The sequence below is a fragment of the Micromonospora sp. NPDC093244 genome, assembly GCF_040683695.1.
Lineage (GTDB): Bacteria > Actinomycetota > Actinomycetes > Mycobacteriales > Micromonosporaceae > Micromonospora.
Window position 1 is genome coordinate 169,385 of sequence record NZ_JBFBEO010000002.1, and the last position, 20,806, is coordinate 190,190.

20 protein-coding genes are annotated in these 20,806 nt (G+C 73.3%); 8 read left to right on the forward strand and 12 right to left on the reverse strand.

Features of this window, described 5'->3' with window-relative positions:
• Window positions 1–310 precede the first annotated feature (310 nt).
• The 9 genes from AB0N27_RS10785 to rimP form a co-directional block, all read right to left on the reverse strand.
• Window positions 311–520, reverse strand: a complete 210-nt coding sequence (locus AB0N27_RS10785; RefSeq protein WP_364370615.1) for a DUF6186 family protein — start codon at window positions 518–520, stop codon at window positions 311–313.
• Window positions 520–927, reverse strand: coding sequence for a hypothetical protein (locus tag AB0N27_RS10790; RefSeq protein WP_139586908.1), 408 nt, complete (start codon window positions 925–927; stop codon window positions 520–522). The genes AB0N27_RS10785 and AB0N27_RS10790 overlap by 1 nt, the downstream gene beginning before the upstream one ends.
• 99 nt (window positions 928–1,026) lie before the next feature.
• Window positions 1,027–2,079: a bifunctional oligoribonuclease/PAP phosphatase NrnA gene (locus AB0N27_RS10795; protein WP_364366653.1), complete on the reverse strand. Its 1,053-nt coding sequence runs from the start codon at window positions 2,077–2,079 to the stop codon at window positions 1,027–1,029.
• Complete coding sequence (rbfA, locus tag AB0N27_RS10800) at window positions 2,076–2,570, reverse strand: 30S ribosome-binding factor RbfA (RefSeq protein WP_364366656.1); 495 nt, start codon at window positions 2,568–2,570, stop codon at window positions 2,076–2,078. The genes AB0N27_RS10795 and rbfA overlap by 4 nt, the downstream gene beginning before the upstream one ends.
• A 125-nt stretch (window positions 2,571–2,695) precedes the next feature.
• Window positions 2,696–2,992, reverse strand: a complete 297-nt coding sequence (locus tag AB0N27_RS10805; protein ID WP_139586911.1) for a DUF503 domain-containing protein — start codon at window positions 2,990–2,992, stop codon at window positions 2,696–2,698.
• Window positions 2,993–3,082: 90 nt separating this feature from the next.
• Complete coding sequence (infB, locus tag AB0N27_RS10810; RefSeq protein ID WP_364366659.1) at window positions 3,083–6,103, reverse strand: translation initiation factor IF-2; 3,021 nt, start codon at window positions 6,101–6,103, stop codon at window positions 3,083–3,085.
• 93 nt (window positions 6,104–6,196) lie between these two features.
• Window positions 6,197–6,529 carry a YlxR family protein gene (locus AB0N27_RS10815; protein ID WP_357984933.1) on the reverse strand — a complete coding sequence of 111 codons (333 nt, stop codon included), beginning with the start codon at window positions 6,527–6,529 and terminating at the stop codon, window positions 6,197–6,199.
• Window positions 6,530–6,545: 16 nt separating this feature from the next.
• On the reverse strand, window positions 6,546–7,589 hold the full coding sequence (gene nusA / locus AB0N27_RS10820; RefSeq protein ID WP_357984930.1) for a transcription termination factor NusA: 1,044 nt from the start codon (window positions 7,587–7,589) through the stop codon (window positions 6,546–6,548).
• The gene (gene rimP, locus AB0N27_RS10825) at window positions 7,586–8,296 is read right to left on the reverse strand and encodes a ribosome maturation factor RimP (protein WP_364366664.1); all 711 of its coding nucleotides are present in this window, start codon (window positions 8,294–8,296) and stop codon (window positions 7,586–7,588) included. Before rimP ends, nusA begins: the two co-directional genes overlap by 4 nt.
• A gap of 153 nt (window positions 8,297–8,449) precedes the next feature.
• Here rimP and AB0N27_RS10830 point away from each other — a divergent pair, with 153 nt between their 5' ends.
• From AB0N27_RS10830 to AB0N27_RS10860, 7 genes are all read left to right on the forward strand, one after another.
• Window positions 8,450–8,977: a hypothetical protein gene (locus AB0N27_RS10830; RefSeq protein ID WP_364370618.1), complete on the forward strand. Its 528-nt coding sequence runs from the start codon at window positions 8,450–8,452 to the stop codon at window positions 8,975–8,977.
• Entirely contained in the window at window positions 8,974–9,411 is a 438-nt protein-coding gene (locus tag AB0N27_RS10835; protein ID WP_364366667.1) for a ferritin-like domain-containing protein, read from the forward strand. The genes AB0N27_RS10830 and AB0N27_RS10835 overlap by 4 nt, the downstream gene beginning before the upstream one ends.
• A gap of 52 nt (window positions 9,412–9,463) precedes the next feature.
• Window positions 9,464–10,060, forward strand: a complete 597-nt coding sequence (locus AB0N27_RS10840; RefSeq protein ID WP_364366670.1) for a PadR family transcriptional regulator — start codon at window positions 9,464–9,466, stop codon at window positions 10,058–10,060.
• The gene (locus tag AB0N27_RS10845) at window positions 10,057–10,791 is read left to right on the forward strand and encodes an ABC transporter ATP-binding protein (protein ID WP_364366673.1); all 735 of its coding nucleotides are present in this window, start codon (window positions 10,057–10,059) and stop codon (window positions 10,789–10,791) included. The genes AB0N27_RS10840 and AB0N27_RS10845 overlap by 4 nt, the downstream gene beginning before the upstream one ends.
• Window positions 10,788–13,574: an FtsX-like permease family protein gene (locus AB0N27_RS10850; RefSeq protein WP_364366676.1), complete on the forward strand. Its 2,787-nt coding sequence runs from the start codon at window positions 10,788–10,790 to the stop codon at window positions 13,572–13,574. The genes AB0N27_RS10845 and AB0N27_RS10850 overlap by 4 nt, the downstream gene beginning before the upstream one ends.
• A 74-nt stretch (window positions 13,575–13,648) precedes the next feature.
• Window positions 13,649–14,149, forward strand: a complete 501-nt coding sequence (locus tag AB0N27_RS10855) for a nitroreductase family deazaflavin-dependent oxidoreductase (RefSeq protein ID WP_364366679.1) — start codon at window positions 13,649–13,651, stop codon at window positions 14,147–14,149.
• A 150-nt stretch (window positions 14,150–14,299) separates the two neighbouring features.
• Entirely contained in the window at window positions 14,300–15,037 is a 738-nt protein-coding gene (locus tag AB0N27_RS10860) for a nucleotidyltransferase domain-containing protein (protein WP_364366682.1), read from the forward strand.
• Between the two features lie 6 nt (window positions 15,038–15,043).
• Here AB0N27_RS10860 and AB0N27_RS10865 read toward each other — a convergent pair whose 3' ends face one another.
• A complete protein-coding gene (locus AB0N27_RS10865; protein ID WP_364366685.1) occupies window positions 15,044–15,757 on the reverse strand; it encodes a VIT1/CCC1 transporter family protein in 714 nt (237 codons plus the stop codon).
• A 55-nt stretch (window positions 15,758–15,812) separates the two neighbouring features.
• Entirely contained in the window at window positions 15,813–16,670 is an 858-nt protein-coding gene (gene map / locus AB0N27_RS10870; protein WP_364366688.1) for a type I methionyl aminopeptidase, read from the reverse strand.
• A gap of 95 nt (window positions 16,671–16,765) precedes the next feature.
• Between map and AB0N27_RS10875 the strand changes: the two genes are divergently transcribed.
• The gene (locus tag AB0N27_RS10875) at window positions 16,766–17,080 is read left to right on the forward strand and encodes an STAS domain-containing protein (RefSeq protein ID WP_364366691.1); all 315 of its coding nucleotides are present in this window, start codon (window positions 16,766–16,768) and stop codon (window positions 17,078–17,080) included.
• A 26-nt stretch (window positions 17,081–17,106) separates the two neighbouring features.
• On the opposite strand, the gene AB0N27_RS10880 is transcribed toward AB0N27_RS10875, so the two are convergent.
• Window positions 17,107–20,766 carry a SpoIIE family protein phosphatase gene (locus tag AB0N27_RS10880; protein ID WP_364366695.1) on the reverse strand — a complete coding sequence of 1,220 codons (3,660 nt, stop codon included), beginning with the start codon at window positions 20,764–20,766 and terminating at the stop codon, window positions 17,107–17,109.
• Window positions 20,767–20,806 lie beyond the last annotated feature (40 nt).

A 20,806-nucleotide genomic window follows, 5' to 3' on the forward strand; every position in this document is an offset into this window, starting at 1 on the left:
GCGGGCGTCGTCAGTGGTCTCGGGCTTGGGCTTGTTCGCCATGGTGGCGCTCCTTCCAGGGTGCGAGCCACCGACGCGCGGCGGCCCTCACGGGCGGTCGTGCTGAGCGCCCCACGGCGGTCCGGGGTTGCCGGAGCAGCCGACTGGGCAGCGTGAGCCCGGGTCGGTGCGACCCTGGAGGGAGGCGGCGCGAGGTGTGGCACCACAGCCCACGACCTGCACCGCAGCGCGGCGCCGGCCGTCTCCCAAGTTATCGTTCAGGTCCACATGCTGCTCCTGGTTCCCGCCATTTGGACGGTCGGCAGCCGACTCAGCGGGCCAGGAAGTGCCAGCCCAGCCACCACCAGAACCCGAACAGACCGATCCGGCCCACCGGCACCGGGCCGACCTCGTACCGCATCACGTACGCGCAGACCTCGCCCAGGGTCGGGATGCGGGAGCCCTCCCGCCGGGCCAGCCACTCGACCGCCACGAACAGGGCCAGCGAGGTGAGGAAACCGCCGATCGCGAGCGCCCGCATCATCGCCGCACCAGCCCCCAGAACGCGGCCAACCAGGCGAACCACGCCGCCGACCGGGTCAGATGGTCCTCCAGCAGCGGATCGGCCAGCCGGGAGAAGGTGGGAAAGTCGTCACCGACCGCCATGACGAAGGTGACGCCCTCGAAGACCCCGAACACCACCACCGGCAGCGCCCACCAGGCCGCGCCCGCACCCAACCGGCGCGGCGCCGGCCGGCGTGGCACCCGGTTGCTCAGACCGAGCCAGATCAGCACGCCACCGGTGCCGAGGGTGTACAGATTCGCCTCGGTGGAGAACGACGCGAACCGCCCACCGACGAGCGACAGGCAGACCAGGACGGGGACGGAGACGGCGGGCCGATCCCAGGCGCGGGGGGCCTCCACGGTGAGGTCGTGCGGCTGCTCCATCCCGCAATTCTTCCCGCTATCACGGAGCGCCGGAAGACCAACACTCCCCGGAGCTGACCCTGATCTTCCCCGCCCGGCCGCACGGCCGGCGCACACCCGTCAGGTGCGAATCAGCGCCGCGTCCAACCGATCGCGGATCGACCCGATCACCTGCTCGGCGCTCCCCCGGCCGGTGAAGCCCGCCGCGAACCGGTGGCCACCACCGCCCAGCGCGACCGCCACCCGACTGACGTCGACCCCGCCCTTGCTGCGCATGGACACCGCCCACTCGTCCGGCCGGACCTGCTTCAACACGCAGCTCACGTCCGCCTCGGCGGTGCACCGCACCGAGTCGATGAGCGCCTCCAGCACGTACGGGCGCTGGTCGTGCCGGCTCAGGTCCTCAAGCGTGGCGAAGGTCCACACCAGCCCACGGCCGTCGGCGGCGGCCGGCTCCAGCCGGGCCCTGCCGAGCACCTCACCGAAGAGACGCACCGCGCCGAAGGGACGGGTGTCGAAGACCCGTCGGGAGACGTCCCCCGGCGAGATGCCGGTGGCGAGCAACCGGGCGGCCAGGTGGTGCACGGCAGGGGTGGTCGCCTCGAACCGGAACGAACCGGTGTCCGTGGTCAGCGCCACGTACAGGCACTCGGCGATGGCCCGGTCCAGCGGTACGCCGAGCCGGGTCAGCAACTGCTCGGCCACCACCGACGTCGCGGCGGCGGTCGGGTCGACCAGGTTGACAGTGCCGAAGCCGTCGTTGGAGGCGTGATGGTCGAGCACCAACGCCGCGCCGGCGCTGGTCAACCGCCCGGCCAACTCGCCCAGACGCGACTCGCTCGCCGCATCGAAGCAGATCACCAGGTCCGGTGCCGGGTCCACGTCACTCGCCGGAACCAGCAGCTCCAAGCCGGGCAGCTCACGGAACGGCTCGGGCACCTCCGGCGGCCCGGGGAAGGTCGCCTGCAACCTGCCCACACCGAGGCGCAGCAGCCCCAGACCGAAGCCGAGCATGCTGCCCAGCGCGTCCCCGTCCGGATTCACGTGGCAGATCAGCAGCACCCGCCCGGTCGGTGGGAGAGCACGGATCAGCGCCTCGGCCGCCGCCCAGTCCGCCTCGGCGGGGCCGGCACCGACCGTCGGGGCGAGCTGCGCGCCGGCGGTGCCGGTCACCGCGCTTCCCCACCCCGAGGGCTCTCCGTGACGTCGCCGGCCTCGTCGGCCTCGTCCGTCTCGTCATCGTCCTCGTCGTCGACCCGGTACGGCTGCGCCTCGCCCGCGTACTTCGCCTGGGCGGCGAGCCGCTGCACCTCGGCGTCGGCGTTGCGGGCCGCAGCCAGCAGATCGTCGATGTGCTTCACCTGGTCCTGCACGTCGTCCAGGACGAACGTGAGGGTCGGCGAGTGCCGCAGCCCGAGAGCCTTGCCGACGGTGCTGCGCAGCAGCCCCTTGGCGCTCTCCAGGGCCGCCGCCGTGTCCGCCTGCGCCACCGCGTCACCCAGCACCGTGTAGAAGACGGTCGCGTCACGCAGATCCGCGGTGATCCGGGCGTCGGTGATGGTGATCATGCCGAGCCGCGGATCCTTGATCTGGCTCCGCACCACCGACGCGACCAGCTCACGCACCCGTTCCGCGTGCCGGCGTACCTTGGCCGGATCAGACATCTCGCCACCTCCACGGCGTCCTGCTCCCGGCCGCCCGGCGACCCGCAGGACGCCGGCCGACCGGCCAACAACTCGAACACTACCTTCGCGGCCGGAGCCGGTCGCCCGGCCCGGCCGCACCCTGGTCAGTCGTCGTCCGCGCCGTACAACCGGCGTCGCACCGACAGCAACTCGACCTCCGGGCGAGCCGCCACCAGGCGCTCACACGAGTCGAGCACCTCGCGGACGTGCGCCGCCTCGGCGGCCACCACGGCCACCGCTATCTCCGCTCGACCATGCAGGTCGAGCGCACCCACCTCGGCGGCCGACACCTCGAAACGGCGCAACGCCGCCACTATCGGCCGTACATATGATCTCTTGGCTTTGAGCGACCGGGAGTCGCCCGGCAGCAGCAGGTCGAAGACCGCGTTTCCGGTGAACATCGCCCCGGACGATACCGCCACCCGACCCCGCATGATCAAGGGGTTTACGCCGTCCGGCGTAAACCCCTTGATCAGCGTGTCACTGCCGGATCAGGCGCGAGCCTTCTCCCGCATCTCGAAGGTCTCGATGACGTCGCCAACCTGGACGTTGTTGTAACCACCCAGGGTCAGACCACACTCGAAGCCCTCGCGGACCTCGGTGGCGTCGTCCTTGAACCGCTTGAGCGAGGTGATCGTGAGGTTGTCCGCCACGACCGTCCCGTCCCGAAGCAGGCGTGCCTTCGCGTTGCGTCGGATGATGCCCGACCGGACGATACAACCGGAGATGTTGCCGATCTTGGACGAGCGGAAGACGTCGCGGATCTCCGCGGTGCCCAGCTCGACCTCCTCGTACTCCGGCTTGAGCAGGCCCTTGAGCGCCGCCTCGATCTCCTCGATGGCCTGGTAGATGACGGTGTAGTACCGGATCTCCACGCCCTCGCGGTCGGCCATCTCACGGACCTTGTTCGAGGCCCGCACGTTGAAGCCGATGATCGTGACCGGCTCGGACGAGGCGCTCGCGAGCATGACGTTGCTCTCGGTGATCGCGCCGACGCCCCGGTCGAGGACCTTGAGCTGGACCTCCTCGGGAATGTCGAGGTTGAACAGCGCGTCCTCCAGGGCCTCCACCGAACCGGAGACATCGCCCTTGAGGATGAGGTTGAGCGACGTCTTCTCGCCCTCCTTGAGCTGCTCCATGAGCGTCTCGAGGGTGGCCCGACCACGGGAGTTGGCGAATGCCGCCGCCCGCCGCCGCGCCTGGCGCTGCTCGGCGATCTGCCGCACCGTCCGGTCGTCCGCCGCGGCGAGGAACGTGTCGCCCGCGCCGGGAGGCGCGGTCAGACCCAGGACCATGACCGGACGCGCCGGCCCGGCCTCGGAGACCTGGTTGCCGTTCTCGTCGAGCATCGCCCGGACCCGGCCGTGCGCCCCACCGGCGACGATCGAGTCGCCCGCCCGCAGGGTGCCCTTCTGCACCAGCACCGTCGCCACCGCACCGCGGCCCTTGTCCAGGTGCGCCTCGATGGCCACACCCTGCGCCGGCCCGTCGATCGGAGCGGTCAGCTCCAGCGACGCGTCGGCGGTCAGCAGGACAGCCTCGAGGAGCTCCTCGATGCCGATGCCCGGCTTCGCGGCCACGTTGACGAACATGGTCTCGCCGCCGTACTCCTCGGCGACCAGGCCGTACTCGGTCAGCTGCTGGCGGACCTTGTCCGGGTTGGCCTCCGGCTTGTCGACCTTGTTGACCGCGACCACGATCGGCACGTCGGCCGCCTTGGCGTGGTTCAACGCCTCGATGGTCTGCGGCATCACGCCGTCGTCGGCCGCGACCACCAGGATCACGATGTCCGTCACCTGGGCACCACGGGCACGCATGGCGGTGAACGCCTCGTGACCCGGGGTGTCGATGAAGGTCACCGCGCGGTCCACACCCTCGTGCGGAACGTGCACCTGGTACGCACCGATGTGCTGGGTGATGCCACCCGCCTCACCGGCCACGACGTTCGCCTTACGGATCGCGTCGAGCAGCTTGGTCTTACCGTGGTCGACGTGACCCATGACGGTCACGACGGGCGCACGGCTGACCAGACGCTCCTCGGCCACCTCCGCGTCGAGGTCGATGTTGAACTGCGCGAGCAGCTCGCGGTCCTCGTCCTCCGGGCTGACGATCTGGATGTCGAAGCCCAGGTGCTCACCCAGCAGCTGCAGGGTGTCGTCAGAACAGGACTGGGTCGCGGTGACCATCTCGCCCAGGTTGAACATCTCCTGGACCAGCGAACCCGGGTTGGCGTTGATCTTGTCGGCGAAGTCCGACAGGGAGGCGCCACGGGACAGCCGGACGACCTGACCCTGACCCCGGGGAGCACCCGAGCTCATGGTCGGAGCCGACAGGTTGTCGAACTCCTGTCTGCGCTGCTTCTTGGACTTGCGACCGCGCGTCGGCCGGCCACCCGGACGCCCGAAGGCACCCGCGGCGCCGCCGCCACGGCCACGACCACCGGCACCCGGACGACCGCCACCGCCGGACGGGGCACCCGGACGGAAACCGCCGCCGGGAGCACCGCCACCGCCGCCGGGACCGCCACGGTAGCCACCGCCACCGCCGGCACCACCGCCGCCACCGGGGCCGCCGCGGTAACCGCCGCCGCCACCGGCGCCACCGCCGGGACCGCCACGGAAGCCGCCGCCACCGCCACCGGGACGACCAGCGCCGCCACCGGGACGACCAGCGCCACCGGGGCCGGGGCGACCGGCGGCCGGACGCTGACTCGGCATGGACGCCGGGCTGGGCCGCGGCGGCATGGAGTTCGGGCTGGGCCGCGGCGGCATACCCGCCGGGCTGTTCGGCCGAGGGCCACCCGCGCCGGCGGCCGGGGGCCGCTGCTGCTGGCCACCCTGGATACCGAACGGGTTGTTACCGGCGCCGCGCGCCGGCGGACGACCGCCCGGCCGGGCACCCGGACCGGGAGCCGGTGTGCTCGGACGAGCTGCCGGCGAACCGGGACGGGGAGGCATCGCGGCCGGACCCGGTCGGGGGCCGGGGCGGTTGCCGTCCGTCGGGGGCTCCCGGCGAACGGGGTTGTCCCGCTGCTGCTGGCGGGCGGCCTGCGCGGCCTTGACCGCGGCCTCCTGCTCAGCCTTCAGCGCGGCGGCACGCGCCTCCGCGGCCGCCACCTCGATGTCGTGGGCACTCGCCGGCTTGGCGACCGGCGCCGCGGGCTGCGGCGCACCGGGCACCGGACCCTTCGGCTTCGGGCCGGGAGCCGGCGCGGCCGGCCGCCGAGGCGGCATCGGCTTGGCCGAGACCCGTGGCGCGCCCGGGGTCGGGGACGGCGTCGGGGTCGGACTCGGGCTCGTGGCCGGCGCCGAAGCGGGCGCCGACGGGGCCGCGGGCGCCGGACCACCGGCGGACGCGACGAATGCGTTACGCAGCCGACGGGCGACGGGCGCCTCGACGGTGCTGGACGCGGACTTCACGAACTCGCCCATTTCCTTCAACTTGGCGAGAACGGTCTTACTCTCGACCCCGAGCTCTTTTGCAAGCTCGTGTACGCGGGCCTTGCCTGCCACTGCACTCCTCACTCCGAGGTCGTGCGGGCAGCACCCGCAGCGACCTCACTCGTGCACTTGAAGCCTGGTCATTTCAGGGACTTCATCGTGTGCTCATGTCGGTCGTCCTACCCTGCTAGCGACCCTCGCCCGGTCGGGCTGACCGGACGTAGTGGTTGGCGCATCGACGTGCTCCGCCAGCACACCGTGGTCGAGGACCTCGGTGATGCGCAACGCACGCCCGAAGGCGCGGCGCCGCACAGCCAGCGCGAAGCAGGCCGGATCCGGGTGCATGTTCGCCCCCCGACCCGGCAGCCTGCGGCGCGGATCAGGCCGGAGGCTGTAACCAGCCTCGTCCCCGATCGCGACGATCCGCAGCAATTCGCTGGCCGGCGCACGCTTCCGGCAGCCCACACAGGTGCGCTCCGGCTGCGCGCGTCGTACCACTGGAGGAAGTCTACCCCTAGCTGCCCGAGATCGCGCCGCCCGGCTCCGGCACGTGATCAGCCGCCCCGCGCGCGGCGGGTGCGGTCTGCTCCGCGTCGGACCGGATATCGATCCGCCAACCGGTCAACCGGGCGGCGAGTCGGGCGTTCTGCCCCTCCCGCCCGATGGCGAGGGAGAGCTGGAAGTCCGGAACCGTCACCCGGGCGGCCCGACCGGCCAGGTCCACCACCTCGACCCGCAGCGCCTTGGCCGGCGACAACGCGTTGCCGACGAAGGTGGCCGGGTCGTCCGACCAGTCGATGATGTCGATCTTCTCGCCGTGCAGCTCGCTCATCACGGCCCGCACCCGCTGGCCCATCGGGCCGATGCAGGCGCCCTTGGCGTTCACACCGGGCGTGGTGGAACGGACGGCGATCTTCGTACGGTGACCTGCCTCACGGGCGATCGCACCGATCTCCACAGTGCCGTCGGCGATCTCCGGCACCTCCAGCGCGAACAACTTCTTGACCAGCGCCGGGTGCGACCGGGACAGGGTGATCTGCGGACCGCGCATGCCCTTGGCCACGTGCACCACGACACAGCGGACCCGCTCGCCGTGGGCGTACCGCTCGCCGGGCACCTGCTCGGACTGCGGCAGCACGCCCTCCAGCTTGCCCAGGTCGACGCTGACGATGCCCTTCTCGGTCCGTGTCTCGTGCGCCTGCACCACACCTGTGACCAGGTCGCCCTCACGGCCGACGTACTCGCCGAAGTGCACCTCGTCGGTGGCCTCCCGCAGTCGCTGGAGGATCACCTGCTTGGCGGTCATGGCGGCGATCCGGCCGAAGTCGTGGGGGGTGTCGTCCCACTCACGCACCAGGCTGCCGTCGGCGTCCATCTCCTGCGCGTACACCAGGGCGGCGCCCGACTTGCGGTCGATCTCCACCCGGGCGTGCGGCTCGGCGCCGTCGGTGTGCCGGTAGGCGGTCAGCAGTGCGGTCTCGATCGCCGCGAGAATCGTGTCGAACGGGATCTCCCGCTCGCGCTCGAGTGCGCGCAGCGCCGCGAGGTCGATGTTCACCTCTCCTCGTCCTCCACATCATCTTCGTCGTCGATGTCGTCTGAATCGTCGAACTCGTCGGTGTCGTCCGCGTCGTCGAGCTCGTCCGGCTCGCCCAGTTCGGCGAGGCGGGTGAACTCGACCTGGACCCGGCCCGGACCCAGCTGGGCGTACGCCCAGGAGGTTCGGCCGTCGTCGGTCTCCAGCTGCACGCCCTCGTCGTCGGCGCCGACCACCCGGCCGGTCAGCTGCCGGTCGCCGGCGGGCTGCTCGCCGCGCTGCGGGGGCAACGACGCCGCCGCCCGGGCGGTGACCTTGACCAGCCGGCCGACGTTGCGCCGCCAGTGCCGGGGCAGGGTGAGCGGCCGATCCACGCCGGGCGAGCTGACCTCCAGCTGGTACTCGCCGGCGACGATGTCGCCGTCGGCCTCCTCGGCCGCGTCGAGCGCGGTCGAGACCGCGCGGGAGACGTCGGCGACGGCGTCCAGGTCGATCCCGCCGTCGCGGTCCACGATCACCCGCACCACGTGCCGGCGGCCGGCCCGGGAGACCGTCAGGTCCTCCAGGTCGTAGCCGACGCCGTTGACGACCGGCTCGATCACGGTCCGCAGTCGGGCACGACGTGCCGCGAGATCACCGCCGCGGGGACCACCCTCGCGCGGCCCCCGGGGACCCGCGCCGTCGCGGGGTCGACCCGTCGACCTGGTGGCACGGCCACGCTGCGTCATCTCCGCACCCTTTCCCTGGTCGACCGGGACGTCGTCCCGGCATGCCGGCACACCACCGGAGCGGACGCGCCGGTGGCTGCGCAGAGCGTAACGCGCCGGCGGGCCGGCGGGCCGGGCGGCGCACCGACGCCGGTGGCCCCCGCGACGGCCCGGATGGTGTTGACTTGCCCGGTGGGGATCGGCAGAACGACACCGCGCAACCAATCATCCGGACATTCCCGGCGAAAGCTCCTGCGTGCCGGGGCGCTGCTCGCGCTCGGCGGCGCGGTGACGCCGCTGACCGGCTGTGATCTTTTCGACCGTGACGACCAGCCGGCGCCGCCGCCGGATCCGCTGCGGCCCATGGTGGACGAGTCCCTCGGCCTCGCCGCGGCGTACCGGGCGAGCGCGACCGCGCACCCGGAGCTGGCCGACCGGCTCGGCCCGATCGCCGAGGCGCACACCGCGCACGCCACCGAACTGGCAAAGGTCGTCGGCGTCGCGCTGCCCTCGGCACCCGCCGCCGCGCCGAGCACCACCCCGGCGGCCGACCCGGCCGGTGCGCTGGCCGCCCTGCGCGACCTGGAGAAGGCCGGCCAACGGACCGCCACCGACGCCTGCGCCGCAGCGCCCGCCGAGCGGGCGGCGCTGCTCGGTTCCATCGCCGCCGCCCGGGCCACCCACCAGGAGGCACTGAAGTGAAGCAGCCGTCCGCCGCGGAGGCCCTCGCCGGCGCCCTGTCCGCCGAGTACGCGGCCATCTACGCCTACGGCCGGATCGGGGTACGCCTCACCGGCGCGGCCCGGGACGCCGCGCGCCAGGCGGAGTCCGCGCACCGGCGCCGACGCGACGCCCTGGTCGTGCAGCTCAGCACCAGCGGCGGCACCGTCCCACCGGACCGGGCCGGGTACGCGCTGCCGTTCCCGGTCACCGACCGGGCGAGCGCGCTGCGGCTCGCCGTCGAGGTGGAGGAACGCACGGCGGCACACTGGCGGGCCGCGCTCGCGTCCACCACGGGCGCCGACCGGGACCAGGCGCTGGCCGCCCTGGTCGAGTACGCCGTACGGGCCACCCGGTGGCGGAAGACCGCCGGGGTGATCCCGCCGACTGTCGCATTTCCCGGCCGCCCGACCTGAACGGGTCGGCTCCGGTTGCGGCGCGCATACCAGGTATGCATACTCCGTTGCCATGTCCATCCGTCACGGGCTGCTCGCCCTTCTCGAACGCGGCCAGATGTACGGCTACCAGCTGCGCGCCGCGTTCGAGGAGTCGACCGGCTCGACCTGGCCGCTGAACATCGGGCAGGTCTACACCACGCTGTCCCGGCTGGAACGGGACGGTCTGGTGCGCCCGCTGCCGGAGAGCGAGGCCGGGCAACGCCCGTACGAGATCACCGACGCCGGCCGGGCCGACCTCGCGCTGTGGTTCGCCACCCCGATCAGCCGTACCGACCGCCCCCGCGACGAGCTGGCCATCAAGCTGGCGCTCGCGCTCACCACCCCCGGGGTGGACGTCCGTTCGGTGGTGCAGGCGCAGCGCAGCGCGACGATGCGGGCGTTGCAGGAGTTGACCAGGTTGAAGTACGGCAGCGACCGACCGGAGGACCTGCCGTGGCGGTTGGTCCTGGACTCGATGGTGTTCCAGGCCGAGGCCGAGGTCCGCTGGCTGGACCACTGCGAGACGAGCCTGGTACGCCACCGACCCGCCGTTCCCCCGCCGTCCGCACCGGGACCGGGTGACACACCCGACGCGGCGCGGTGGGCCGACGAGGAGGCGCGACGGTGAGCGGACCGGACGACGCGGTGCTCGAGCTGCGCGCCGTCCAACGCACCCACGGGGCCGGTCCGGCCGCCGTGCACGCCCTGCGTGGCGTCAGCCTCGTCGTCCGACCCGGTGAGCTGGTCGCCGTGATGGGCCCGTCCGGCTCCGGCAAGTCCACACTGCTGGCCCTCGCCGGCGGCCTGGACCGCCCGACCGACGGCGAGGTGTTCATCGAGGGACAGCCGCTGGGGACACTGGACCGGCGCGGGCTGGCCCAGCTGCGCCGCCGCCGGATCGGCTACATCTTCCAGCAGCTCAACCTGCTGGGCAGCCTGAGCGCCGTGGAGAACGTGGCCCTCCCACTGGAACTCGACGGCACCAGCGGTCGGCGGGCCCGCTCGCTGGCCATGGCCGCGCTCACCGAGGTGGGCCTGCCGGCGCTCGGCGACCGCTTCCCCGACCAGCTCTCCGGCGGCCAGCAGCAGCGGGTGGCCATCGCCCGCGCGCTCGTCGGCGAACGGCGACTGGTGCTCGCCGACGAGCCGACCGGCGCGTTGGACTCGCAGACCGGCGAGGCCGTGCTGCACCTGCTGCGCCGCCGCATCGACGCGGGCGCCGCAGGGGTGCTCGTCACCCACGAGGCGCGGCACGCCGGATGGGCCGACCGGGTGGTGTTCCTGCGCGACGGGGTGCTCGTCGACACCACCGCACCGCTGGGCAGCGTCGAGCAGTTGCTGTCCGGCAGCGAGCGGTGACCATCGGCCGTACGCCAGGGGCCGCGGGCCGCGGCGACGTACCGGCGTCCCGGCCGACCACCCGGCCGGTCCGGGCCGGCCGGCGGAGGTTCGCCGAGCTGACCGGCTCCTGGCGGGCCGCGCTACGGATCGCCAGACGGGAGGCGCGCCGCTCCCGCCGTCGTACCGCACTGGTGCTCGCGATGATCGCCCTGCCGGTGCTGGTGCTGGCCTTCCTGGCGGCGAGTTACGACATGGCCCAGCTGACCCCGCAGGAGCGGGTCGACAGGGGACTCGGCGTTGCCGACGCGGAGCTGCGCTGGATCTCCCAGACCCCCGTCGAGCAGGACGAGTGGGGCGGCAGCTGGTACACGCGGGAGGGCGAGCACCTACCCGCCGGCCCGGTCACCGCCGGTCAGGTCGCCGCGCTGCTGCCGCCGGGCAGCCGGGTCGCCGAGGTACGCGCCCGCGTCCCGATGAGCGTGCGCGGGCCGGACCGCGACGAGAACGTGACCGGGCGGGTGCTGGACCTCACCGACCCGCTGGCCCGGGGGACGGCCCGGTTCCAGGCCGGCCGCGCGCCGCAGCAGCCAGGCGAGGTGGCGGTGAGTCCCGCCGCGCTGCGCCGCCTGGACCTGCGCCTCGGCCGTTCGCTGACGATGGCCGACGGAAACGGGACGTACACGGTCGTGGGGGTGGTGGAGTTCCCCGACGACCTCGGGCCGGTGGTGGCGCTGCACCCGGGAGCCGTGCCACGGACCGTTCCGGAGCTGGACAGCAGATGGCTGGCGATCGTGCCCGGCGGCGTCGACGCCGCGCTCGTCGCCCGGCTCAACGAGCGGGGCGTGCTCGTCACGCCACGCCATCGGACGGGCTCCACGCCCGAGCCGGGCCGCGGCTGGGCCCTGTCGATCGGCTCGACCGACACCAGCGACCTGAGCACCGGCGTACTGATCGCCGGCCTCGGCCTGCTGGAGGTCGTCCTGCTGGTGGGTCCGGCGTTCGCGGTGGGCGTCCGCCGCCGACGCCGGGACCTGGCGCTGGTCGCGGTGGCCGGCGGGGACGCCGCCCAACTGCGCCGGGTCGTACTCGCCGACGGCGTGGTGCTGGGTGTGCTGGGCGCCGCCGTCGGCCTGGTCCTCGGCGTCGCCGCGGCGTTCGCCTGCCGTCCGCTTGTGGAGCAGTACGTCTTCGGCGCCCGCTTCGGCGGGTACCGCTGCTGGCCGGCTGCCCTGGTGGTGCTCGGCGGGGTCGCGGTGCTGACCGGCGTGCTCGCCGCGCTGGCGCCTGCGTGGACCGTCGCCCGGCAGGACGTCAGCGCGGGTCTGGCCGGGCGCCGTACGCCGCCGGCCTCCCGGAGCCGATGGCTGGCGCTCGGGTTGTCGCTTGTGGCCGGCGGGGCGGCGCTCGCGGCGTTCGGTGCCGCCCGGACCTCGCCTGCGGTGATCCTCACCGGCCTCATCCTCGGTGAGCTGGGCCTGGTGTGCTGCACGCCCACCCTGATCGGCGTGCTCGCGCGGCTCGGCCGGGTGCTGCCGCTGGCGCCCCGCATCGCGTTGCGCGACGCCAGCCGCAACCGCGCCGCCGCCGCCCCGGCCATCTGCGCCGTGATGGCGGCCGTGGCGAGCAGCGTCGCGCTCGGCGGCTACCTGGCCAGCGACGGCGTCCGCGACCGGCACGCCTACCAGCCGATGCTGCCGCCCGGGCACGTGCTGGTCAGCCCGAACGACTCGGCCCGGCGACCCACGCTGGCCCAGGTCACCGACGCGGCGCGGGAGCAGTTGGGCACCGACGCGGTAGTCGGGCTGTCCGCCGCGGTCTGCGTGCCGCCCGACGGCGGCTACTGCGACGTCGCGCCGGCGCTCCCGGCCGAACGGGCCTGCCCGTGGCGGCCCGGGGACGACCTCTCCGCCACGCAGCGTCGCCAGGCCCGGACCGACCCACGCTGCCAGCGGCGCGCGGTGGACTACTACGGCGCCTACGTCGAACCGATTGTCGATGACGGGACGGCGCTGCCACAGCTCACCAACGCCGATCCGGCGGCGACCGCCGCGGCGACGGCGGTGCTGCGCGCCGGCGGCGTGGTGGTGACCGACGGACGTTACCTGCACAACGGCCTGGTGACAGTGCAGGTCAGGCGAGGGAACGCCGGATCGGAGCAGCCGACGACGGCAGCCGCCGACCTGCCCGGGTACGCGCTGCCCGCGGCGGTCGGCCAGTCCCGCCTGCTGCTCTCCGCCGTCGCGCTGCGCGAGCTCGACCTGAAGCCGGCACCGGCCGGTTGGGTGGTCGGCACCTCGTCACCGCCGAGCGGGGAGCGGCAGGAGCGGTTCGCCGCCGCCCTGCGTCCCTTCGGGGCGGTATCGCTCATAGTGGAGAGCGGTGGCGCCCCGGGGGACATCTCGCCGCTGCTCCTGCTGCTCGCGGCGGCGGCCGGGCTGATCACGGTGGGGGCGGCCGGGATCGCCACCGCGCTCGCCGCCGCCGAGGGCCGCGCCGAGTTGACCACCCTGGCGGCGGTCGGCGCGGCACCTGCGGTCCGCCGTGTGCTGGCGATCTGCCAGGCCGGGGTCATCTCCGGCCTCGGCTCGGTGCTCGGCATCGTGGCCGGCCTGGGCACCGCCGCGATAGTGCTGTTCTCGGTGAACCGCCAGTACGCCACGGCCTGGCCGGCGCCCGTGCCGTACCCGTACCTGGTGCCGTGGCCGGTGCTCGGTGTCCTGGTGCTGGTGCCCCTGGTGGCGATGCTCGGCGCGGGCCTGTTCACCCGCGCCCGGCTGCCGATCGAGCGGCGACTGGACTGAGCCGACCGCGCGGCGGACCATCCGGGACGGCGCGGGGGTGCCGCCGGGGAGCGACAGCCGGCAGACTGGTCGGCGTGTCAGTGCTGGGAAACCTCACCCGCCGCGTCGGTCACTACCGCTGGTTCGGCGCCGCCGCCCGCCTGCTCGTCCCCGCCGACCGGGTGGTCGGCCGGCTGACCCGGGGCCGGGTCGTCGCGCTCGGCCTGTTGCCGTCCCTGCTGATCACCACTGTGGGGCGTCGCTCCGGCGAACCGCGCAGCAATCCCCTGCTCTACGTGCCCGACGGCGACGCGTACGTGGTGATCGGCTCGAACTGGGGGCAGACCCACCAGCCCGGCTGGGCGTTGAACCTGCTCGCCGAGCCGTCGGCCGAGGTGGCGGTGAAGGGCCGGCGGATCCCGGTGCGGGCCGAGCTGGCCACCGGCGCCGAACGGGACCGGCTGTGGCAACTGCTGGTCACCGAGTGGCCGGCGTACCGCACGTACGTGCAGCGGGCCGGCGGCCGGGAGATCCGCATCTTCCGGCTGGTGCCCACCGGGCGCGGCGAGCTGTCCGACCCACCGCCGGCTGGCTAGGCTGACAGTCGGTAGCGAGGCGGAGGCGAGCCGTGAGCGCGAGGAGTGAGCCGGGGTTGCGAGCCCCGCAGCCGCGAACAAAGGCGGCCCCGTGAGCGCGAGGAGTGAGCCGGGGTTGCGAGCCCCGCAGCCGCGAACAAGGGCAGCCCCGTGAGCGCGAGCAGCGAGCAGGCCGGTGTCGACCGAGGGCTCGACGATCGACGGTGGACGGTGGCCGGGCGGGTCGCCGAGGCCATCGGGAGGCGTTTCTCCGCCGAGGTGCTCGCGGTCGCGGTGCACGGTCCGCTGGCGCACGGCGACGACGACGGCGGTGGGGACCGCGAGGTGGGGATGCTTGTGGTCACCTACCGGCCGGGCACCGGTCCGCCGGTGGCGACCCGTCGGGTGGACGGTGTGCTCGTCGACCTGACAGTGGCCGCCGCCGAGGATTATCTGGCGCAGGCCCGGGTGCTGTCCCCGCTGTGGCCGCTGACCGCGGATCGGTACGTCACCACGCAGGCGTTGCACGACCCGACGGGCTGGCTGCGGACGTTGCGCGACGAGCATCTCGGGCGGCTGGCCCGGGCGCGGCCGGCGGAGTTCAGCACGGCGGCGCGGCAGGCCTGGTACCGGGGCTCAGCGGCGCACGCCCGGGCCGCCCGGCTGGCCGAGTGGTACGAGACCGATCAGGCGTTGCTGATGCTCGGCGAGGCACGGTTGGCCGCGGCGACGGTGACGGGCCTGCTGACCCGCACCTACTTCCGTGACCCCGGTGACGCGGTACGCCGTACCGGGCTGGCCGGCGCGGACATGACCGAGGTGGGTGCGGTGCTGGCCCGGCAGGCCGACGAGTTGACGGCCCGTGGCCGGCCGGTGGACGGCTCTGTCGACGAACTGCTCAGCGGCTGACAGGTGTCACAGTCCGCCCTGGACGCCGATCAGCGAGCCGATCAGGTAGGTGGCTGCGGCCGCGGCGGCGCCGAGCAGCAGCTGACGCAGGCCGCTTGTCCACCAGGGCCGGCGGGTGAAGCGGGCGACGACAGCCCCGGCGGCGAACAGGCCGAGCCCGCCGACGGCGAGCGCCAGCCACAGGTCGGTGGCACCGAACAGGTACGTCAGCAGCGGCACCAGCGCCCCGACCGAGAAGAACACGAACGACGAGATCGCCGCGGCCCAGGGGCTGGGCTGGTCGTCGGGGTCGACGCCCAGTTCCTCGCGTACGTGCACCCGCAGGGCTTCCTCCGGGTCGCGGCGCACCGCCTCGGCGACCTGGGTGGCCAGGTCGCGGGGAAGGCCACGGGCCACCCACGCGTCGGCCAGTTCGCGGGCCTCCGCCTCGGGGTGCCGTTCCAGCTCGCGCCGTTCCTTGGCGACCTCGGCGGCGACCTGCTCGTTGGCGGAGCGGACGCTCGTGTACTCGCCGAGACCCATCGAGATCGCCCCGGCCACCAGGCCTGCGGTGCCGGTCAGGACGATGCTGCGCGGCGACACCCCGCCGCCGCCGACGCCGGCGATCAGGGCGATGTTGGTGACGAGGCCGTCCATCGCGCCGAAGACGGCCGGGCGCAGCCAGCCGCCGGAGACGTCGGCGTGGTGCGCCTCGCGCAGCGCGGCGGGTGTGTCGGTCACGGCGCTTCCCCTTCGATCGCGACTGCGGGACTCCGCTTCGCTGCGTTCCTCGCGCTCACGGAAGGGTCAGGATCTCGTGGCCGTCGTCGGTCACCACGATCGTGTGTTCGAACTGGGCCGTCCACTTCCGGTCCTTGGTGACGACTGTCCACCCGTCGTCCCACATGTCGTACTGGTAGGTGCCGAGGGTGATCATCGGCTCGATGGTGAAGGTCATCCCCGGTTCCATGATGTCGGTGGGGCGGGGGCTGTCGTAGTGCGGCACGTACAGCCCGCTGTGGAAGGACTCCCCGATGCCGTGGCCGGTGAAGTCGCGGACCACGCCGTAGCCGAACCGCTTGGCGTACGACTCGATGACCCGGCCCACGACGTTGATCTGGCGGCCCGGGGCGACGGCGCGGATGCCGCGCATCATGGCCTCGTGGGTCCGCTCGACCAGCAGCCGGGCCTCCTCGCTGACCTCGCCGACGCAGAAGGTGGCGTCGGTGTCGCCGTGCACCCCACCGATGTACGCGGTGACGTCAACGTTGATGATGTCGCCGTCCTGGATGACAGTCGAGTCCGGGATGCCGTGGCAGATGACCTCGTTGAGGCTGGTGCAGCAGGACTTGGGGAAGCCCTTGTAGCCGAGCGTCGACGGGTAGGCGCCGTGGTCGCAGAGGAACTCGTGCACCACCTTGTCGATCTCGTCGGTGGTGACGCCGGGCTTGCAGTGCTCACCGGCGAGCTGGGTCGCCTGGGCGGCCAGCCGGCTGGCGATCCGCATCTTCTCGATGGTCTCCGGCGTCTGCACGTGGGAGCCGCGCCACTCCTGCGGGCGCTTCTTGCCCACGTACTCCGGCCTGGCGATGTGGGACGGCACCTGTCGCATCGGGGAGAGCGCGCCGGGTGTCAGCGGCGGACGGACGGTCATGGCGCAAGCCTATCGCCGGGGCCGCTGGTGACCCGCGCCACGGCCACGGCGGACCGGTTGTTGCCCCGCCAGGTCGGCTGTGCCATGGTGTCTGCGTGGATCAAGGGGGAGCACCACCCGTCTTCTCCGCCAGCGCGGAGATCGACGGTGATCACCTCCACGTGGTGGTGGCCGGCGAGGTCGACATGGCGACCGCCGACACCATGCTCCAGACGGCGCTGCGCGAGCCCGCCGAGCAGATCACGCTGGACCTGAGCGCTGTCACCTTCTTCGACTCGGCAGCCATCCACGCGCTGGTCCGGCTCGCCCAGCAGTTCCCCGGCACGCTCACGGTGCTGCCGTCGCGGCAGGTCCGTCGGGTGCTGGAGATCTCCGGTCTGGGCGAGCAGACCTGGCTGCGCCAGGCCTGAGCCACCGGCGCACGCCGGGCGCGCGCTCAGCTCTGAAGGCGCCGGCGCAGCGTCACCTCGGTGCCCTCATCGGTACGCCGCACCGACAGGTCCCCCAGGGCCTTGATCAGGGACAGGCCGCGCCCCCGGAACCCCGAGTCGGTCGACTCCCGCCACCGCCCGCTGTCGCGCACCGTGGCGGTCACCGTGCGGTCCTCGATGGCCACCTCCACGCTGATCGTCGGCTCGGCGGGGTGCACCGGGTGTTCGATGGCGTTGGCGGCGGCCTCGGAAACGGCGACGGTCAGGTCGAACAGGTCGGTCTCGCCGACCGAGTGCGCGACGAGGAAGTCCTCCAGGCGCTTGCGGAGCACGCTCAGCCGGGTCGGGTCCGCCGGCAGCCGCAACGCGAATCGGTTCAGTTCGGCGGCCTCCAGGCCGAGCACCGCCACGTCGTCCCGACGTTGCTGCCCGACGACCCGCTCGACCACGGCGTCGATGAGGTCCGCCACGTGCTCGCCCGGGGTCGCGGCGTCGATGCGGAGCTGGGTGAGCCCGGCGTCGATGCCGAGTCTGCGGTCCTCGATGAGGCCGTCGGTGTAGAGGAGCAGCCGTTCGCCGGCGCGCAGCTCCCCGTCGGCCGCCCGGTAGGTCGTGTCGGGGATGGCGCCGATCGGCGGCCCCAGCGCGCGGTCGTGCAGGAACGCCACGTCGCCTCCTCGGATCAGCAGTGGGGAGGGGTGGCCGGCGCTGGCGTACCGCAGCTGGCCGGTGCGCGGGTTGAACTGCAGGCAGACCACTGTCGCGAAGGAACGACCCTCGGTGGAGCCGACCAGCCGGTTGAGCCGGGTCAGTGACGCACCCGGGTCGAAGCCCTCCAGCACGTACGCCCGCAGCGCGTTGCGCAGTTGCCCCATCGCCGCGGCGGCCCGGACGCCCTTGCCGACGACGTCGCCGATGACGAGCACCAGCTCGTCGCCGTCCAACGCGATCACGTCGTACCAGTCGCCGCCGACCTCGACGTCGGCGCTGCCGGGCAGGTAACGGCTGGCCACCACCGCGCCCGGCAGTTGCGGCAGCGACTGGGGCAGCAGGCTGTGCTGAAGGGTGGTGGCGATGCGGTGTTCGGCCTCGTAGAGCTGGGCGTTCTCCAACCGCACCCCGACGAGCCGGGCCAACTGGGTCAGCGCGGCGTCGTCGGTCTGGGCGTCGTCGCCGGCGGCACGCCAGACCCGCAGCTCGCCGAGCTGCTCGCCGGTGGTGCCGGTCAGGTCGGCCGCGAAGGACGGGTCGGCGGCGGTGGTGCCACCGGCGTCCGCCTCGGAACGCGTGTCGGCCGCGCTGACCACCACCCGTGCCGCTTCGGCGAGGCTCAGCGCGTGCCGGGCCGCGACCTGGAGCACGTCCGAGGTCGACCGGGCGGTGTTCACCGCCACCGCCGCGTCGGCCAGCGCACGGAGCCGGCGGATTATCTGCCCGCGCAGTTGCCCAAGCTCGACGTTGGCCCGCACCCGGGCGATCAGCTCCTGCCCGGAGAACGGCTTGGTGAGGTAGTCGTCGGCACCGATGGAGAGACCGGCGACGGCCTCCGCCGAGCCGGCGCGGGCGGAGAGCAGCACGATCGGCACATGCCGGGTACGCGGGTCGGCGCGGAGGGCGGTCACCAGTCCGAACCCGTCCAGGCGGGGCATCATCACGTCGGTGAGCACAAGGTCGAACCCGCCCTCCCGGGCCAGCGGCAGGGCCATCAGCCCGTCGCTGGCGGTGACCACCTCCCAGGTGGGCGAGAGCAGGCGGGTGACGTGCTCGCGCAGGTCCACGTTGTCGTCGACCACGAGGATCCGACCGGCCGGGTCGACAGCCGTCGGCACGCTGCCGAACTCCGGCCCGGCCGCCGACCCGGTCCACAGCGCGGTCTCGGCCACGTACAGCCGGGCCTGCTCGGGCTCGCTGGCGGGCAGCGGGCCGAACGCCGCCACCCGGTCGGCGGGCAGGTGCGCCGACCCGAACGGGATGGTCACCGTGAAGGTGCTGCCCTCGTCGACCCGACTGGTCAGCCCCACCTGGCCACCGTGCATCTCGACCAGTTCCCGCACCAGCGCCAGGCCGATCCCGGTGCCCTCGTGGGTGCGGGCGCGAACCCCGGGCACCCGGTGGAACCGTTCGAAGACGTGCGGCACCTCGGCCGGGAGGATCCCCACGCCGGTGTCGGTCACCTCCAGCCGGGCGGCGTCGCCGACGACCCGCACCCGGACGCGGATCTCGCCGTCGAAGGTGAACTTGACCGCGTTCGACACCAGGTTGAGGACGATCTTCTCCCACATGTCCCGGTCGACGAAGACGGGCGCGGGCAGCGGTGGGCAGTCCACAAGCAGTCGCAGCCCGGCGCGGTCGGTGGCCGAGCGGAAGGTGCTGGCCAGCCGGGCGGTGTAGCCGGACAGGTCGGTGGGCTGAAAGCGGGCGGCCAGCCGCCCCGACTCCAGTCGGGAGAAGTCCAGCACGGTGTTGACCAGCTTGAGCAGCCGCAACGCGTTGCGGTGCATCATCGTGAGGCGCTCGGTGTCCGCGGCGGGCAGCGCCGGGTTGGCAAGCATGTCCTCCAGCGGGCCGAGCACCAGGGTCAGTGGCGTGCGGAACTCGTGGCTGACGTTGGCGAAGAAGTTGGTCTTCGCCTGGTCGAGCGCGGCCAGCTCGGCCGCCCGGGCCCGCTCCTGCTCGTACGCCCGCTGCTTGCCGACCGCCCGGGAGATCTGCGCGGCCACCAGGTCGAGGAAGTCGCGGTAGTCGTCGCCCAGCGGCAGCCGGCGGGCCACCCCGACGACAAGCGCGCCGACCGCCTCGTTGGCGGCCGTGACGGGCAGCACGAGAGCCTGGGGGGCCGCGTCGGTCGGTGGCGGATCGAGCACGTCCGCCAGGTCGACGGTGGCCGGTTCGCCGTGGGTGGCGACCTGGGCGAGCAGGTCGGCAGGCATCGAGATGGTCGCCGTACCCGTGCCACTGGCCCCGGCCAGGGCGAGGCGACCACTGTCGTCACCCAGGTAGATCAACGCGAAGGGCACGTCGGCCCGGTGCCGCTCGAGCACCTCGGCGGCGGCCCGGCCGAGTTCGCCGGCACTGCCCACGTCGGCCAGGTCGGCGCCCAGCTCGGCGAGGGCCCGCAGCCGCCGTTCGCCGAGCACCCGCCCGGTGGTCTCGTTGACGATGCAGTAGACGCCGCTGACCGTGCCGTCGTCGCCGCGGATCGGGTCGTACGAGACGTCGAAGTAGGTTTCCTCGACGAAGCCGTACCGGTCCAGCAGGAAGGGGTGGTCCTCACCCCGGTAGGAGAGGCCGGCGCGCCGGACGCCGTCCAGCAGCGGACCGAGCACGTCCCAGGTCTCCGCCCAGTGCAGGCGGGCCGGCTGGACGAGCACGTCCGGGTGCTTGGCGCCGATGGTCGGACGGTAGGCGTCGTTGTAGAAGGCGCGCTGGTCGTCACCCCAGAACATGACGATCTGCGCGCTAGAGGCGAGCATCATGCCCACCGCGTTGGAGAGCGCCGCCGGCCACTGCCCGGGCGCACCCAGCGGGGTCGTGGACCAGTCGAAGTCGCGTAGCCGCTGGCCCAACTCGCCGCCGGCCGCGAACGCAGCCGCCAGCATCGGGGGGATCTCCCCACCGTCCGCGAAGGGATGCCCGGTGTCCGCGCCCCCCTGGGCCGAGCTCATGCAGCCTCCCGCTCCGGCCGTGCCCCTCAGCCGTTGATCT

Bases quoted from the DNA above. Each gene is read 5' to 3' on its own strand.
- rimP (WP_364366664.1), bottom strand. From the start codon at position 8,296: ATGACGCAGCGTGGCCGTGCCACCAGGTCGACGGGTCGACCCCGCGAC.
- map (WP_364366688.1), bottom strand. From the start codon at position 16,670: ATGACCGTCCGTCCGCCGCTGACACCCGGCGCGCTCTCCCCGATGCGA.
- AB0N27_RS10830 (WP_364370618.1), top strand. From the start codon at position 8,450: ATGGTGTTGACTTGCCCGGTGGGGATCGGCAGAACGACACCGCGCAAC.
- rbfA (WP_364366656.1), bottom strand. From the start codon at position 2,570: ATGTCTGATCCGGCCAAGGTACGCCGGCACGCGGAACGGGTGCGTGAG.
- AB0N27_RS10805 (WP_139586911.1), bottom strand. From the start codon at position 2,992: ATGTTCACCGGAAACGCGGTCTTCGACCTGCTGCTGCCGGGCGACTCC.
- AB0N27_RS10840 (WP_364366670.1), top strand. From the start codon at position 9,464: ATGTCCATCCGTCACGGGCTGCTCGCCCTTCTCGAACGCGGCCAGATG.
- AB0N27_RS10790 (WP_139586908.1), bottom strand. From the start codon at position 927: ATGGAGCAGCCGCACGACCTCACCGTGGAGGCCCCCCGCGCCTGGGAT.
- AB0N27_RS10880 (WP_364366695.1), bottom strand. From the start codon at position 20,766: ATGAGCTCGGCCCAGGGGGGCGCGGACACCGGGCATCCCTTCGCGGAC.
- AB0N27_RS10785 (WP_364370615.1), bottom strand. From the start codon at position 520: ATGCGGGCGCTCGCGATCGGCGGTTTCCTCACCTCGCTGGCCCTGTTC.